The 13,155-nt window shown below is 74.2% G+C and carries 14 protein-coding genes and 3 tRNA genes; 7 read left to right on the top strand and 10 right to left on the bottom strand.

What is annotated here, in order from left to right; translation table 11 throughout:
- Nucleotides 1-10 precede the first annotated feature (10 nt).
- The 4 genes from AB0873_RS00525 to AB0873_RS00510 form a co-directional block, all read right to left on the bottom strand.
- A complete protein-coding gene (locus tag AB0873_RS00525; RefSeq protein WP_366597813.1) occupies nt 11-832 on the bottom strand; it encodes an ABC transporter permease in 822 nt (273 codons plus the stop codon).
- The gene (locus AB0873_RS00520) at nt 829-1,749 is read right to left on the bottom strand and encodes an ATP-binding cassette domain-containing protein (protein ID WP_366597812.1); all 921 of its coding nucleotides are present in this window, start codon (nt 1,747-1,749) and stop codon (nt 829-831) included. Before AB0873_RS00520 ends, AB0873_RS00525 begins: the two co-directional genes overlap by 4 nt.
- 100 nt (nt 1,750-1,849) lie before the next feature.
- The gene (locus AB0873_RS00515; RefSeq protein WP_366597810.1) at nt 1,850-3,022 is read right to left on the bottom strand and encodes a cytochrome P450; all 1,173 of its coding nucleotides are present in this window, start codon (nt 3,020-3,022) and stop codon (nt 1,850-1,852) included.
- Nucleotide 3,023: 1 nt separating this feature from the next.
- Nucleotides 3,024-3,692 carry a 50S ribosomal protein L11 methyltransferase gene (locus AB0873_RS00510; protein ID WP_366597808.1) on the bottom strand — a complete coding sequence of 223 codons (669 nt, stop codon included), beginning with the start codon at nt 3,690-3,692 and terminating at the stop codon, nt 3,024-3,026.
- Nucleotides 3,693-3,840: 148 nt separating this feature from the next.
- Here AB0873_RS00510 and AB0873_RS00505 point away from each other — a divergent pair, with 148 nt between their 5' ends.
- Complete coding sequence (locus AB0873_RS00505) at nt 3,841-4,704, top strand: hypothetical protein (protein ID WP_366597806.1); 864 nt, start codon at nt 3,841-3,843, stop codon at nt 4,702-4,704.
- 155 nt (nt 4,705-4,859) lie between these two features.
- Nucleotides 4,860-6,026, top strand: coding sequence for an alkane 1-monooxygenase (locus tag AB0873_RS00500; RefSeq protein WP_366597804.1), 1,167 nt, complete (start codon nt 4,860-4,862; stop codon nt 6,024-6,026).
- A 44-nt stretch (nt 6,027-6,070) separates the two neighbouring features.
- Here AB0873_RS00500 and AB0873_RS00495 read toward each other — a convergent pair whose 3' ends face one another.
- Together AB0873_RS00495 and AB0873_RS00490 are read right to left on the bottom strand one after the other, a co-directional pair.
- Nucleotides 6,071-6,646 carry a TIGR03086 family metal-binding protein gene (locus AB0873_RS00495; RefSeq protein WP_366597803.1) on the bottom strand — a complete coding sequence of 192 codons (576 nt, stop codon included), beginning with the start codon at nt 6,644-6,646 and terminating at the stop codon, nt 6,071-6,073.
- A 52-nt stretch (nt 6,647-6,698) separates the two neighbouring features.
- The gene (locus AB0873_RS00490) at nt 6,699-7,301 is read right to left on the bottom strand and encodes a TetR/AcrR family transcriptional regulator (RefSeq protein ID WP_366597801.1); all 603 of its coding nucleotides are present in this window, start codon (nt 7,299-7,301) and stop codon (nt 6,699-6,701) included.
- A gap of 256 nt (nt 7,302-7,557) precedes the next feature.
- On the opposite strand from AB0873_RS00490, the gene AB0873_RS00485 reads away from it, so the two are divergent.
- The 3 genes from AB0873_RS00485 (at nt 7,558) to AB0873_RS00475 (ending at nt 7,823) form a co-directional block, all read left to right on the top strand.
- A tRNA-Gly gene (locus tag AB0873_RS00485) sits at nt 7,558-7,630 on the top strand.
- Between the two features lie 34 nt (nt 7,631-7,664).
- Nucleotides 7,665-7,735, top strand: a tRNA-Cys gene (locus AB0873_RS00480).
- A gap of 13 nt (nt 7,736-7,748) precedes the next feature.
- A tRNA-Val gene (locus AB0873_RS00475) sits at nt 7,749-7,823 on the top strand.
- 154 nt (nt 7,824-7,977) lie between these two features.
- On the opposite strand, the gene AB0873_RS00470 is transcribed toward AB0873_RS00475, so the two are convergent.
- Nucleotides 7,978-8,553 carry a TetR/AcrR family transcriptional regulator gene (locus tag AB0873_RS00470; RefSeq protein ID WP_366597799.1) on the bottom strand — a complete coding sequence of 192 codons (576 nt, stop codon included), beginning with the start codon at nt 8,551-8,553 and terminating at the stop codon, nt 7,978-7,980.
- Nucleotides 8,554-8,739: 186 nt separating this feature from the next.
- Between AB0873_RS00470 and AB0873_RS00465 the strand changes: the two genes are divergently transcribed.
- Nucleotides 8,740-9,420, top strand: coding sequence for an NAD(P)-binding domain-containing protein (locus AB0873_RS00465; protein WP_366597797.1), 681 nt, complete (start codon nt 8,740-8,742; stop codon nt 9,418-9,420).
- Between the two features lie 79 nt (nt 9,421-9,499).
- Here the strand turns inward: AB0873_RS00465 and AB0873_RS00460 are convergent, their stop codons facing one another.
- Genes AB0873_RS00460 through AB0873_RS00450 form a run of 3 tightly spaced genes read right to left on the bottom strand, consistent with a single transcriptional unit; the run spans nt 9,500 to nt 11,720 of the window.
- Nucleotides 9,500-10,393, bottom strand: coding sequence for an NAD(P)-dependent oxidoreductase (locus AB0873_RS00460; RefSeq protein WP_366597795.1), 894 nt, complete (start codon nt 10,391-10,393; stop codon nt 9,500-9,502).
- An 11-nt stretch (nt 10,394-10,404) separates the two neighbouring features.
- On the bottom strand, nt 10,405-10,857 hold the full coding sequence (locus AB0873_RS00455; protein ID WP_155333343.1) for a DUF1772 domain-containing protein: 453 nt from the start codon (nt 10,855-10,857) through the stop codon (nt 10,405-10,407).
- Between the two features lie 5 nt (nt 10,858-10,862).
- Nucleotides 10,863-11,720, bottom strand: coding sequence for an LLM class flavin-dependent oxidoreductase (locus tag AB0873_RS00450; RefSeq protein ID WP_366597794.1), 858 nt, complete (start codon nt 11,718-11,720; stop codon nt 10,863-10,865).
- Nucleotides 11,721-11,909: 189 nt separating this feature from the next.
- On the opposite strand from AB0873_RS00450, the gene AB0873_RS00445 reads away from it, so the two are divergent.
- Entirely contained in the window at nt 11,910-13,055 is a 1,146-nt protein-coding gene (locus AB0873_RS00445; protein ID WP_366597792.1) for a nucleotide disphospho-sugar-binding domain-containing protein, read from the top strand.
- Nucleotides 13,056-13,155 lie beyond the last annotated feature (100 nt).

Here is a 13,155-nt window from a genome sequence, read left to right as displayed (position 1 = left end):
CCGCCCCGGCTCACGCGTCCCGGCGGCGTAGCGCGGCCCGGCCCAGGGCGAGCGCGGCTGCGGCCCAGCCGGCGAGCAGCAGCAACCCGACGAAGGCCGGGTACGGGTCGCCGTCCCCGGCCATGAAATGCCCGCCGGCCACGCCGGGAAAGGCGTCGGCGATCCGGTTGAGCACGGCGATGTCCGGCTCCTGCAGTGACAGCGGGACGATCATCAGCGTGGCGAGCAGCACGATCAGGGTGAGTACCGCGCTGCGCAGCGCCGCGCCGAGCCCGAGGGCCAGCACGCCGATCAGCGCCAGGTAGGTCGCGACCGCCAGGATGTCGCCGGCCGTGCCACCGGCCGGTGCGGTGCCCCAGCGGCCGAGCACCGGCCGGGCCACCAGAGCGCCGACCGCGCCGAGCAGCAGCCCGAGCGCGAAGGTCGCCGTCCCGGTCACCACGGCCTTCGCCAGCAGCACCCGGCCTCGCGACGGTGTGCACTGCAACGTGGTCCGGATGGTGCCGCTGGTGAACTCGCTGGTGACCAGGAGCAGGCCGAGCGCCAGCACGGCGTACTGGGTGAGTTCGACGGAGTCGATCAGGACGCTGCCGACCGTGACGATCCCCGGGTCGTCGGCCGGGTCGTCGTCGGTGTTGGCGTTGCTCACGTAGATGGCGAGCTGGCCGGCGGTGGCGGCCATCAGCAGCACGCCGGCCAGCATCGTCCACCAGGTGGAACGGATCGACCACAGCTTGGTCCACTCAGCGGCGACCGCGCCGGCGAGGGTGCCCGTCCGGCGGCCTGAGGCGGGTTGTCCGGGACGGCGGGTGGGCGCGGAGGTCGTGGTCATCGCACACCACCACCGGCGTACTCGACGCTGTCCGCGGTGAGCGCCATGAACGCCCGCTCCAGCGACGCCGTCTGCGGGCTGAGCTCGTGCAGCCGGATCCGCAGCTCGTACGCGAGGTCGCCGATGCGTCCGGCGTCGGCGCCGGTGACGCTCAGCGCGTCCGGTCCGGCCGGATCGACGCCGTACCCGGCCACGACGAGTCGTTCGGCCAGCGCCCGCCGGTCCGGCTCGCGCGGCACCCGGACCCGGACGGCGCCACCGGCGCCGGCGATCACCTCGTCGATGGGAGCGTCGGCGAGCAGCCGCCCGCGCCCGATGACCACCAGCCGGTCGGCGGTCTGCTGCATCTCGCTCATCAGGTGGCTGGACACCAGCACGGTGCGGCCCTCAGCGGCGAGTGACCGGACGAGCTGCCGGATCCAGCGGACGCCGTCCGGGTCGAGCCCGTTCACCGGCTCGTCGAACATCAGCACCGGCGGGTCACCGAGCAGCGCACCGGCGATGCCGAGCCGCTGTCCCATCCCGAGCGACAGGGTGCGGCCCGGTTTTGCGGCGGCGCGGTCGTCCAGCCCCACGGTGGCCAGCACGTCGTCCACCCGGCGGGCGGGGATGCCGTTGCTGCGCGCCATCGCCAACAGGTGCGCCCGGCCGGACCGGGCGGGGTGGACGGCCCGCGCGTCGAGCAGCGCGCCGACCTCGTACAGCGGGTGTCGCAGCTCCCGGTACGGCCGCCCGCCGACCAGGGCCCGGCCGGCGGTGGGCCGGTCGAGGCCGAGCACCATCCGCAAGGTGGTGGACTTGCCGGCACCGTTCGGGCCGAGGAAGCCGGTGACCCGGCCGGGGGCGATGTCGACGGTCAGGTCGTCGACGGCGGTCGTCTCGCCGAAACGCTTGGTCAACCCACGTAATGTGATCATGCGGCGACGGTAGGCGCGCGGCGGGTGCCGGCACCGTGCCCGAACGGCACCGACCGACCCTCACTTTGGTCAGCTGCGCCTTCGGCCGGAAGCGGTGCGGTCAGCTCCGTCGGACGACGAACGCGTCGGGCATCCGGAAGGTCAGGTTGTCCGGGCACCAGGGTGGGCGGACCACGGTCACCCCGTCGAGCAGCGGCGTCACCTGGTCGACGACGACCGCCGCCTCCATCCGGGCCAACTGGTCGCCGACGCAGCGGTGGGCGCCGGCCCCGAAGGCGAGATGCCGGCGCGAGCCCTTCTGCCCGGGCCGGAACTCGTCGGGCGCGTCCACCGTGGCCGGGTCGCGGCCGGCGCGGGCCAGCCACAGGACGACGCTGGTGCCCGCCGGCACCGCCGTCCCGCCCAGCGTGGTGTCCACGGCGGCCACCCGCCGCCAGGTCACGATCGGCGGCTCCAGTCGCAGCCCCTCCTCGACCACGTCGGCGACCGACACCGTGCCGGCGCGCAGGCCGGCCCGGACGGCCGGCTCGCCGGCCAGCCGGTGCAGCAGCAGCGTGAGGAACTGCGAGGTGGTCTCCTGGCCGGCGACCAGCAGGAAGAACAGCGCCCCGACCACCACGTCGGGCGGGTGCCCGGCGGCGCGCAGGGCCCCGGCGAGCCCGCCGCCGGTGGCGGCGAACTCCCGCAGCACCCGGTGGAACCGCCCGACCTCCGCGGCCAGGGCGAGCTGGCGGTCGGCGTCCAGCGGGGCCCAGAAGAGTTCGAGGGCGGCCCGCGCGAACTCCTTCACCGCGCCCACCGGGGCGTCCGGCAGCTCGACCAGGCGGGCCAGCACCAGCAGCGGCAGGTCGGCGGCCAGGTCGGCGTAGAGGTCGGCGGTCACGCCGGCGTCGAGGGCGGCCCGGATGGCGGCCACCCGCCGGCCCACCAGATCGGTGAGCCAGGGCCGCTGGCCGGCCACCTTCGCCGGGTGCAGGGCGTCGGCGACGACCGCCCGGATCGCCGGATGGCTCGCGCCGCCGTTGTTGGCGAGCGTCGGCGGCAGCCGGAAGCGGTGCCCGGCGAGGACCCGCAGGGCGGCCACCGGGACCGGGGTGACGGCGTCGAGGGCGTTGTCCGGGCGGTACGTGAGCGGGTCGGTCAGCACCTGACGGACCAGCGCGTGCCGGGTCACCACCAGGTGCTCGACGCCCACGTGGTCGGCGACACGGGCCACGTCCGGCCAGGCGGCGCCGGCCGGTTCCGCCCAGCTCCGGAACAGCACGCCGGACACGCTAACGGGCCGCCCCCGGCAGTCCGGGCCGCAGCCGCCACACCGTGGTGCGCTTCACCCGTACGCTCTCCAGCGTCTCCGGGACGGGCACGTCGTACGTGGCGACCTCGTCGAAGCGGTCGCGGGGCAGGAACGCCCGGCCGGGGTCGCCGACCAGCACCGTCGCGCCGGCGCGGGCGGCCGTCAACAGGAAGCGGAGCACCCGCCTCGCCAGCACCTCGCTGTAGAAGACGTCGCCGGCGAGCACGACCTCGGCGCCGCCCGCGTCGCCGTCGAGGATGTCGCCCAGTTCGGCGTCGAGGCGTACCCCGTTGGCCTCGGCGTTGAGCGCGACGGCCGCGACGGCGAGCGGGTCGACCTCGACGGCGCGGACCGCCGCCGCGCCGGCGCGGGCCGCGGCGATGGCGACCAGGCCCGACCCGGAGGCGAGGTCGAGCACCCGCCGGCCGGTGACCAGGTCCGGGTGGTCGGTGGCGTAGCGGGCGAGCGCCTGCCCGCCGGCCCAGGCGAAGGCCCAGAAGGGCGGCGGCTGGGCGCTGCGGAACTCGCCCTCGGTCAGCTCCCACAGCCCGACCGCGTCGTCGGCCTGGTGCAGCCGCACCTCGGGTACGAAGGCGACCGGCGCGAGGCGCGCGTGCAGCCGGACGAAGGCGGTGGCGAGTTCGGACACCGGCAGATTCTCCCGCAGGCGAGCGACCGGCGTGTCGCGGGGAGGTCGTGACCGGTTCACTACGCACGGTGAAACCACCCTCCGTCCTTGGCGGTCCGTGCGAACACGCCCGTCTACCGACTGTCTCCACCCGCTCCTAGCGTCTGTCGTGGAGGCGACCGACGGGAGGGCGGAGAAGGTGACGTTGTGGCGGTACGCGTTGCGGGCCGGGGTGGTGCTGGCCTGCGTGACCGGGGTGTGCCTGGCCGCGCCGACACCGGCGTCGGCGGCCAACAGCACGGAGCTGAGCGGCCTGCCCGACGAGTTCCGGGCCGGTGAGCCGGTGGCGACGGTCTCCGCGGTGGTGCGGCGTGACCGGGGCGGCTGCGTGAAGGTCCGCTGGTCGATGGTGCTGCGGGTGTCGGGGATGCGGCTCGACCAGGTGAAGATGGACCGGATCGAGGAGACCGGGTCGTTCCCGCTGGAGGTGCGCACCGACGGTGACGTGGCCCGGCTGACCGACCGTCAGCTCGATCCCGGGACGCTCTGCCCGGACCGGACGGTGACGGCCAAGTACCAGGTGGCGTTCGCGGAGGACGTGAGCCGCGGGCGGGTCACGCTGGAGGCGGAGGCGTACGACGCGAACCTGCGCCTGCTGGCGCGGCAGACCGCGACCCGGTCGGTGGTGGGGCCGGACGCCGAGGCGTCGCCGAGCCGGTCCGCGGAGGTGTCCGAGGCGCCGGCCGAGCCCACCGAGCCGGCGGTGGAGGAGACCGGCGAGGAGGTGCCCGCCGACGACGGCGTCGCAGAGGTGCCACCGGCGGCCGGGGCGGGCCGCCCGGTCGCGCAGTCCGGTGGCTTCGGCGCGGTGCAGGCCGCCTTCCTGCTGGGTGGGCTGCTGGTGTCCCTCGGCCTCGGGCTGCTGTTGCGCATGCGCCACCTGACCCGGACGGTGGGCGACGATCGCGGGTCGGCCCGGGACTGGGGGCGTGCGTCGAGTAGTAGGTCGCGGGGCTGGGCGGGGGGACGCTGATCGGGGGCCGCCGGGGGTGGTGACCTGCCGTGCCGCCCCCGGCGGACGTCCCCTCGCATCGAACGTACTCGACTTTACAAAACATGGGGTCTTGTAAAACGACGTGACGGCTGCCACAGTCAGGAGGGAGACCGGCGAGAGATCGGAGATCGGCCATGGCCGTCGACGCGACCGTCACCCCCGGCGCCTGGTGGGACACCCGCAAGCCGCTCTGGCCGCTGGCGCTGCTCGTCCCCGCGCTGCCCTTCCTCGCCTGGCTGTCCTGGCGGGGCGCCGGGGGCGCCTGGGCCTGGTGGCTCACCCCGGCCGTGGTGTTCGGGCTGATCCCCGCCGTCGACCTGCTGATCGGCGACGACCGGCGCAACCCACCGGAGGAGGCGGTGCCGCGGCTCCAGGCCGACGGCTACTACCGCTGGCTCACCTACCTCTACCTGCCCGCCCAGTACGCGGCCCTGGTGCTCTGCTGCGCCGTCTGGGCCGCCGGCGGCCTCTCCCCACTGGCGGCGGCGGGTCTCGTGGCGACCGTCGGGATCGTCAACGGCATCGCCATCAACACCGCCCACGAGCTGGGCCACAAGCGGGAGACGGCGGAACGCTGGCTCTCCAAGGTGGCGCTGGCCCCCACCGGTTACGGCCACTTCTACGTCGAGCACAACCGGGGCCACCACACCCGGGTCGCCACCCCGGAGGACCCGGCCAGCTCCCGGCTGGGCGAGAGCTTCTGGGCCTTCTGGCCGCGTACCGTCTGGGGCAGCCTGCGGTCGGCCTGGCGGCTGGAGACGGGGCGGTTCCGCATCCGCGGCCGCAGCCCGTGGACGTGGCGCAACGACATCCTCAACGCCTGGGCGATGACCGTGGCGCTCTACGCGCTGCTGGTGGTCACGTTCGGCCCGGGTGTGCTGGTCTTCCTGGTCCTCCAGGCCGTGGTCGGATTCAGCCTGCTGGAGGTCGTGAACTACCTGGAGCACTACGGCCTCGCCCGGCAGCGCACCGCCGCCGGCCGGTACGAGAAGGTCGACCCCCGGCACAGCTGGAACAGCGACCGTGCGGTCACCAACGTCTTCCTCTTCCAGCTCCAGCGACACAGCGACCACCACGCCAACCCGCTGCGGCGCTACCAGACGCTGCGCAGCTTCGACGCTTCGCCGCAGCTGCCGGCCGGGTACGCGACCATGGTGGTCGCCGCGCTGGTCCCGCCGCTGTGGCGACGGGTCATGGACCACCGGGTGCTCGCCCACTACGGTGGTGACCCGGACCTCGCCAACGTCCACCCGCCGGCCCGGCCCCGCCTCCGGCAGGCGCAAGGAAGGGCCCCTTCTTAACTCCTGCGGTAGTAGAAGGGCCCCTTCTTAACATCCCGGCAGTCCTACGGCGCCCAGTCCGGGTCGCGGCCGAAGGCGGCGATGAGCCGGTCCTGGGTGTCGGCGTCGGCTGCCACGTCGACGCCCGACCGGACGAGCCGGCCCCGCCGGTAGTCGTCGATCCGTCCGCGGAACCAGCGGGCGCACCCGGCCACCGCGTCGGCGTCCAGACGCCGATCGGCGCCGATCGCCGCCGCCAGGTCCCACCCGTGCACGAGGTGCTCCGCGATGAGCTGGTGCAGGTACTCGTCGGCCGGCGTCGGACCGGAGGAGAGGTCGACGGTGCGCTCCAGCGCCGAGGGGCGGGTGAAGGCCAGTTCCGCCTGCGCCGCCGCGTCCCGGGCCGCGGCCGCCGGGTCGCCGTCGAGCTGGTCGCCGGCGTACCGGTCGCCCACCTCCGCGATCGTGCGTCCGGCCATCAGCGCCACGCTCCACCGGTCCTCGCCGACGACGTGGTTGACCAGCGTCCGGACGTCCCACTCCGGGCAGGGCGTCGGCGCCGTCCACTGCCCCGGGCCGACCTCGGCCACCCGGTCGGTGAACACGGCGAGGCTGCGGCGGTACGTCTCGAGCAGGTCCATGCCCGGATTGTCCCGCCCCGGGCCGCCGGCAAAGGCCGCTTTCCGCGCGCCCTCAGTCCAGCTGGGCCGGGTCGATCCCCAGCTCCCGGGCGGTCACCAGGCGGACCCACTCGGTGAACTGCCGGCGGGAGATCACCCGGTCGTGCACCGCGAGCTGCACGGCGAGGCCGTCCATCACGGCGCTGATCCGCCAGGCGGCCCCTTCGGGGTCGGCGCACCGGAACGTGCCGTCGTGGACCCCCGCCGCGATCACCGCGGCCAGGTCCTGCCGCCAGCGCAGGTCCAGCCGGCGGGACACCTTCTCCAGCTCCGGCGTGCGCAGCGACTCGGCCCACCCGTCGATCCACATGGACCAGGAGATCGGCCGGCCGGCCGGGGTGTAGAGCTTGACGATCCGCCGCAGCTTCGTCAGCGGCGGGGCGGTGGCGCGCATCACCGCGTCCAACCGGGCGAGATCCTGCTCGACGGCGTACGCGAACGCCTCGGCGAGCAGTCGGTCCTTGGTGGCGAAGTGGTAGAAGACCAGCGCCTGGCTCACCCCCGCGGCCTGAGCCACGTCGGAGGTGCGGGTGTTGGCCAGGCCCCGCTCCACGATCACGTCACAGGCCGTGCGCAGCAGGGCATCCAGGCGGATCTCGGCCGCACGTCTTGTCACAGCCGTAACGGTAGTCCATCCATACCGACACGGGCCGTTACCGAAGGATCCGGACACGAAGCTCAAGGGGTCGGAAACCGGACAGTTTTGCGGACGGGCCCGGTGTGTTGTCCGGATCGGAACCGGCGTGGCGACGGGCATCGACCCACCGGCCGGTCCCGACTCGCTGGGAGGACGCGCCGGGGGCACCCCGAGTTGGCAACCGCTCGCCGGCTCGGCTAGAGTTCTCATCCGTCACCGGGAAAGCCGGGGGCACGCGGACGTAGCGCAGCTGGTAGCGCATCACCTTGCCAAGGTGAGGGTCGCGGGTTCGAATCCCGTCGTCCGCTCGGAGATGCCGCCACGCATGACGGGGGCAACCTCGGTGGGGTGGCCGAGAGGCGAGGCAACGGCCTGCAAAGCCGTGTACGCGGGTTCAAATCCCGTCCCCACCTCGGCAAGAAGCGAGGGCGATTGGCGCAGTGGGAGCGCGCTTCCTTGACACGGAAGAGGTCACTGGTTCAAACCCAGTATCGCCCACCATTGGATGACAGTGCGCGAGCCGCACCGTCATCGTTCAGGGCCGGCCCGGTTCGGGGGCCGGCCCTGAGTCGTTTCCGGCCAGCGGGAGCTGGCGGACCGGCTCTCGCCGGATCAGCAAGGTGACGGGGTGCGGGCGCCGGCGGTGGTTCCTGGGTCACCGGGTCGGGCAGGCGGCCGCGACCAGCACGCGGGCGGCTTCCTTCGCGGTGTCCGGGGTGGCCGGATCGGCGTCGAGCACACCGGCGGACAGGCCGCCGTCGAGCAGCAGGGTCAGTTGGCGGGCCAGCCGCGCCGGGTCGGCGGCGCCGGCGCGCCGGGCCAGGTCGGTCACCCAGACCAGCACCACCCGCTTGTGCTCGACGGTACGGGCGTGCACGTCGCTGCCGGCCGCGCTCTCGGCGGCGGTGTTGATGAACGCGCAGCCGTGGTAGCCCTCGCGTCGGCACGCCGAGGCGAGGGCGTCGAACATGCCGACCATCTGGTCGCGGGGGTCGTCACCGGCTGCGCGGGCCGCGGCGCGTAGCTGCCCGAACCAGGTCTGGTCGACCTTGTCCAGGTACGCCAGGACGAGGTCGTCCTTGCGGGGGAAGTGCTTGTACAGGGTCGCCTTGGCCACGCCGGACTCGGCGATGACGGTGTCGACGCCGACGCCGCGGGGCCCGTGGGCGTAGAACAGCCGGAACGCGGTGTCGAGGATTCGCGCGCGCGCCGGCTGGGCTGGCTGTGTCATCGGTTCACCTCCGCTGGCCAGGCACGACAATGCTACAGACAAGTCTGTCCGGGGCGTCCGCCGGGCGCCCGGCCGCCCGCCTCCGTGCTCGAAGCTTGCGAGTAGACAGACCTGTCTGGTAGCTTGGGTGTGCCCGAGGGGCGCCTGCCGCGGGTGAGCACCGGGACTTGACGAGGGAGCGCCACCATGAAGATCGCAGTTCTCGGCACCGGCATGGTCGGCCAGGCGCTGGCCGGCCGCCTTGCGGAGCTGGGCCACGACGTCACCGTAGGCACCCGCGATGTCGCCGCGACGCTGGCCAGGACCACCCCGGACGGGATGGGCAACCCGCCCTACGCCGTGTGGGCCGCCGAGCACCCCCAGGTGCGCCTGGCGACCCTCGCCGACGCCGCCGCCGGCGCCGAGCTGCTGGTCAACGCCACCTCCGGCGGCGTCTCGATCGCGGCGCTGCAGGCCGCCGGCACCGACAATCTGACCGGCAAGATCCTCGTGGACATCGCCAACCCGCTGGACTTCGACAACGGGTTCCCGCCCACCCTGTTCGTCAAGGACACCGACAGCCTCGGCGAGCAGATCCAGGCGGCCTTCCCGCAACTACGGGTCGTCAAGGCCCTCAACACGCTCACCGCGACGCTGATGGTCAACCCGAAGGCGCTCGCCGACGGCGACCACTCGATCTTCGTGAGCGGCAACGACGCCGACGCCAAGAAGACCGTGACGGAAATCCTCGAGTCCTTCGGTCACACCGACGTCGTCGACCTCGGCGACATCACCACCGCTCGCGGCACCGAGATGCTGCTGCCACTCTGGCTGCGCCTGATGGGCGCGCTGGACACCCCGATGTTCAACCTCAAGGTCGTCCGCTGACTCCCGCTGCGCGACCCGCTTCCAGGGCGGCAGGGCGACAGCCGCGACATCGGGATGCCCAGCTCATGTGTTGATCAGATCAACCCCGTGGCGGAGACTCCGCCACGGGGGAGCGGGGCTCCGCGACGACGGCCGCGTCCCTGTCGCCGTCCCCGGCCCGCACCGCCTCGGTGAACCGGTCGGCCGCGCAGGCCGTCACCGCCAGGCCGACACCTCGGGCGTCCGCCTCGTCGACGGCCAGCCGAAGATCCTTCGCCATCAGGTTCACCCGGAACTGCGGGGGCTCGTAGCTGCGGTTGCGCACCATCTCCGCCCGGAACGCCAGGGTCGGGGAGCTGAACCCGCTCGCGGTGAGCGCGGCGAGGAACCGCTCCCGGTCCAGGCCGCTGCTCTCGACGAACGCCACCGCCTCGGCCAGCGCGGCCACCTGGTTGCCGAGGATCAGGTTGAAGGCCAGCTTCAGCGTGCTCGCCGCGCCGACCGGGCCGACGTACCGGATCTCCTGGCCGAGCGTGGCGAGCACGTCGTGCGCCTCCTCCACGCCCGACCGCTCACCGGCCGTGAAGATCCGCAGCTTGCCCGCCTGGGCCATCGGCGGGTTGCCGAGGACGCACGCCTCGATCCGCCGTACGCCCACCCGCGCCAGGCGCTCGCTGGCCTCCGCCGAGTACGCGGGCGACAGGGTCGACGTGTCCACCACCAGCGTGCCGGGTCGCAGGTAGCCGAGCATCTCGCCGAACAGCACCTGCTCGACCGCATTCTGGTCGCTGAGGCTCAGCACGACGATCCGGGCGTTCTCCACGGCCTCGCCGCTGGCGGCGGCGACACGTGCCCCGGCCTCGGCCAGGGGCGCGGCCTTCGCCGCCGTCCGGTTGTGCACCACGAGGGGGTAACCGGCGGCGTGCAGGCACCGCGCCATGCCGGCGCCCATCCCGCCCAGCCCGACGAAGGCCAACTCTCGGTCGTGACTCATCTGTGGTCCTTTCAGAAGGCGGTCACGGCGAGGCTGTTCGCCGTGAAGGCGACGAGCGCCAGGGCGGTCCGCAGCAGGTGCCAGCGCCGCCACACCGGGCGCGGGTCGGCCCAGTCGGCCGGGATGGCCGCCGGGTCGGTGCGGTGCACGCGCCGGTTGATCGGCACGTTCCGGAAGTGCGAGACCACCGACACCCCGAGCAGGCACACGGCGGCCACCACGATCAGCGCCCGCGGAGCCGGCGCGGTCGTCCGGAACGCGAGCCACAGGTCCAGCAGCGTGCTGCCGAGGACGATCAGCGGCATCGTCGGGTCCCAGTTGCGGCCCAGCAGGGTGTGTGCCTGCACGTACCGGTCGGGGGGCATCGCGGCCAGCGCCGGGACGGTGCTCAGCGCCACGGCGAAGAGCACCCCGGCCACCGTGCCGCTGCCGAGCAGCACCAGGACGTGCAGCGTCTCGGTCACGCCGCTCACCCCAGGACGGCGTCGGCGATCAGGTCCGCCTGCGCCGGTTCCGGGACGCACGGGAAGAGGATCAGCTCGTCGCAGCCCACCGCGCGGTAGTCGGCGACGAACGTCCGCAACTGCTGCGTGTCGGTGAGGACGCTCTTCACCGCGATGTCGGCCTTCCAGCCGAGGAAGCCGTAGTAGTCGCGCAGGTACGCGGCGGACCGGTCGGCGGCACCGGGCCCGAGGGCCACGTACGCGATGGCGACCAGCCGGGGCCGGTCCGTCCGCCCCGCCGCCCGCCACGCCTGCCGGGCCCGACCGGCCAGCTCGTCGTACCCGCTGGCGGAGCTGCCACCGGCGATCCACCCGTCGCCGTACGCGGCGGCCCGCCGCATCGCCGCCGGCGAGTGGCCCCCGACCAGCAGCGTCGGGCCGCCGTCCGGGCAGCGGGGGCCCGGCACCAGGGCGTCCGGCCCGCCGTCCCACGACCGCCGCAACTCGCCCAGCAGCGCGTCGAGGCGCCGGCCCCGTTGCTCGTACGGGGTGCCGCACGCCTCGAAGTCGTCCGGCCGGCCGCCGGCCGCCGCACCGACCACCAGCCGCCCGCCGGAGAGCCGGTGCAGGCTCGCCAGTTGCTTGGCCAGCAGCGCCCGGTCACCCCGGTACGCGGCGATGAGGATCGTGGTGGTCAACCGGATCCGGCTGGTCGCGCCGGCCGCCGCGGCCAGCGTCATCAGTGGTTCGTAACCGTCGTACATCAGCCGGTCCAGCACCCCGAGGGAGGCGAAGCCGTGCTCCTCGGCACGGCGCGCCCAGGTGAGCAGATCCGCGCCGGCGATCCCCGGGATCATCGTCGGCAGCCCGATGCCTAGCTCCATGTCACCCTCTCGCGTCCGGCGGCAGGCGTGTCAGGGGCACCCAACACCAGTGCGCTGGTCGCTCGCTGGCGGCACGGCGGGCGGGGTGGGGCGGATGCTCGAGCCCGGCTCGACCGGCGACCCGCACCGGGCGGCGGGGGTCGAGCGGTCGTGGAGGGCCCGCCCAGCCGGCGGTGCTGCCATGGGCCGATGCGGATCCTCTTCACCACCTGGGCATGGCCCTCGCACCTGTACGCGATGGTGCCGCTGGCCTGGTCCTGCCGTACCGCCGGGCACGAGGTGCTGGTGGCCAGCCAGCCCGCCCTGACCGACGTGGCCCTGCGTACCGGCCTGCCGTTCGCCCCGGTCGGCCGCGACGTCGACGCGGAGGCCGCGTTCCGTGAGATCGTCGCCACGCCGCCCGGCGCCAACGGCGGCGGCCCGCGTGTCCTGAAACTCTTCGCCGAGCTGGCCGACGCGATGCTGGACGACCTGGTCGACCTGGCCCGGCGCTGGCGGGCGGACCTGCTGGTGTTCGAGCCGAGCGCCTTCGCCGGGCCGGTCGCCGCCGCCGCGGCGGGCGTGCCGGCGGTCCGGCACCTGTTCGGCACCGACCTGCTCGGCGGTCGGGCCGGGCAGTTCCTGCCGGCCGTGCTCGACCCGCTCGGTGCCCGGTACGGGCTGACCGGGGTGGACCCGTTCGGCGTGGCCACGGTCGACCCGTACCCGGCCGGCCTTCAGCTCCCGCAGGTCGGCTCGCGGCGGCTGCCGCTCGGCCAGGTGCCGTTCAACGGCGCGGGCGTCGTCCCCCCGCCGCTGCCGGAGCCCGGCGCGCGTCCCCGGGTCTGCGTCACCTGGGGTACGACGATGGGCCGCCTCGGACCGGACCACTTCCTCGCCGGGACGGTGGTGCGGGCGCTCGCCGACCTCGACGTGGAGGTCGTGGTCGCGGTGAGCCCCGATCAGCGGTCCCTGCTCGGGCCGGTAGCCGACGGGGTGCACGTGGTGGCCGGCTCGCCGCTGCACCTGGTGCTGCCCGGCTGCGCCGCCGTCGTCGCCCACGGCGGCGCCGGGTCGCTGCTCACCGCCGTGTCGTACGGGCTGCCGCAGGTGCTCGTTCCCCGGCTGCCCGACCACACGCGGCACTCCGCCCGGCTCGCCGAGACCGGGGCCGGCCTGGTGGTGCCGGCGAAGGACGCCGACCCGGCCGCGGTGGTCACCGCCCTGCGGCGGGTGCTGGCCGAGCCCGGGTTCCGGGAGGCGGCCGACCGGCTGCGCCGGGAGTTGGCCGCCCAGCCGTCGCCCGCGCAGGTGGTGGCGGAGCTGGAGCGGCTCGTGGTGGCCGCGCCCCGCTGACCGGGGACGGTCGACCACGGTGCGAGCGGTGGTGGATCCCGCCCTGTGACCCTCGGCGGGCGTCCGGACCGGGAACGCGACGACGAGTACGAGACGTACG

This window comes from Micromonospora sp. NPDC047707 (genome assembly GCF_040704235.1).
In the GTDB taxonomy this organism is placed as follows: Bacteria; Actinomycetota; Actinomycetes; order Mycobacteriales; family Micromonosporaceae; genus Micromonospora.
This window is presented reverse-complemented; position numbering and strand designations above follow the sequence as displayed.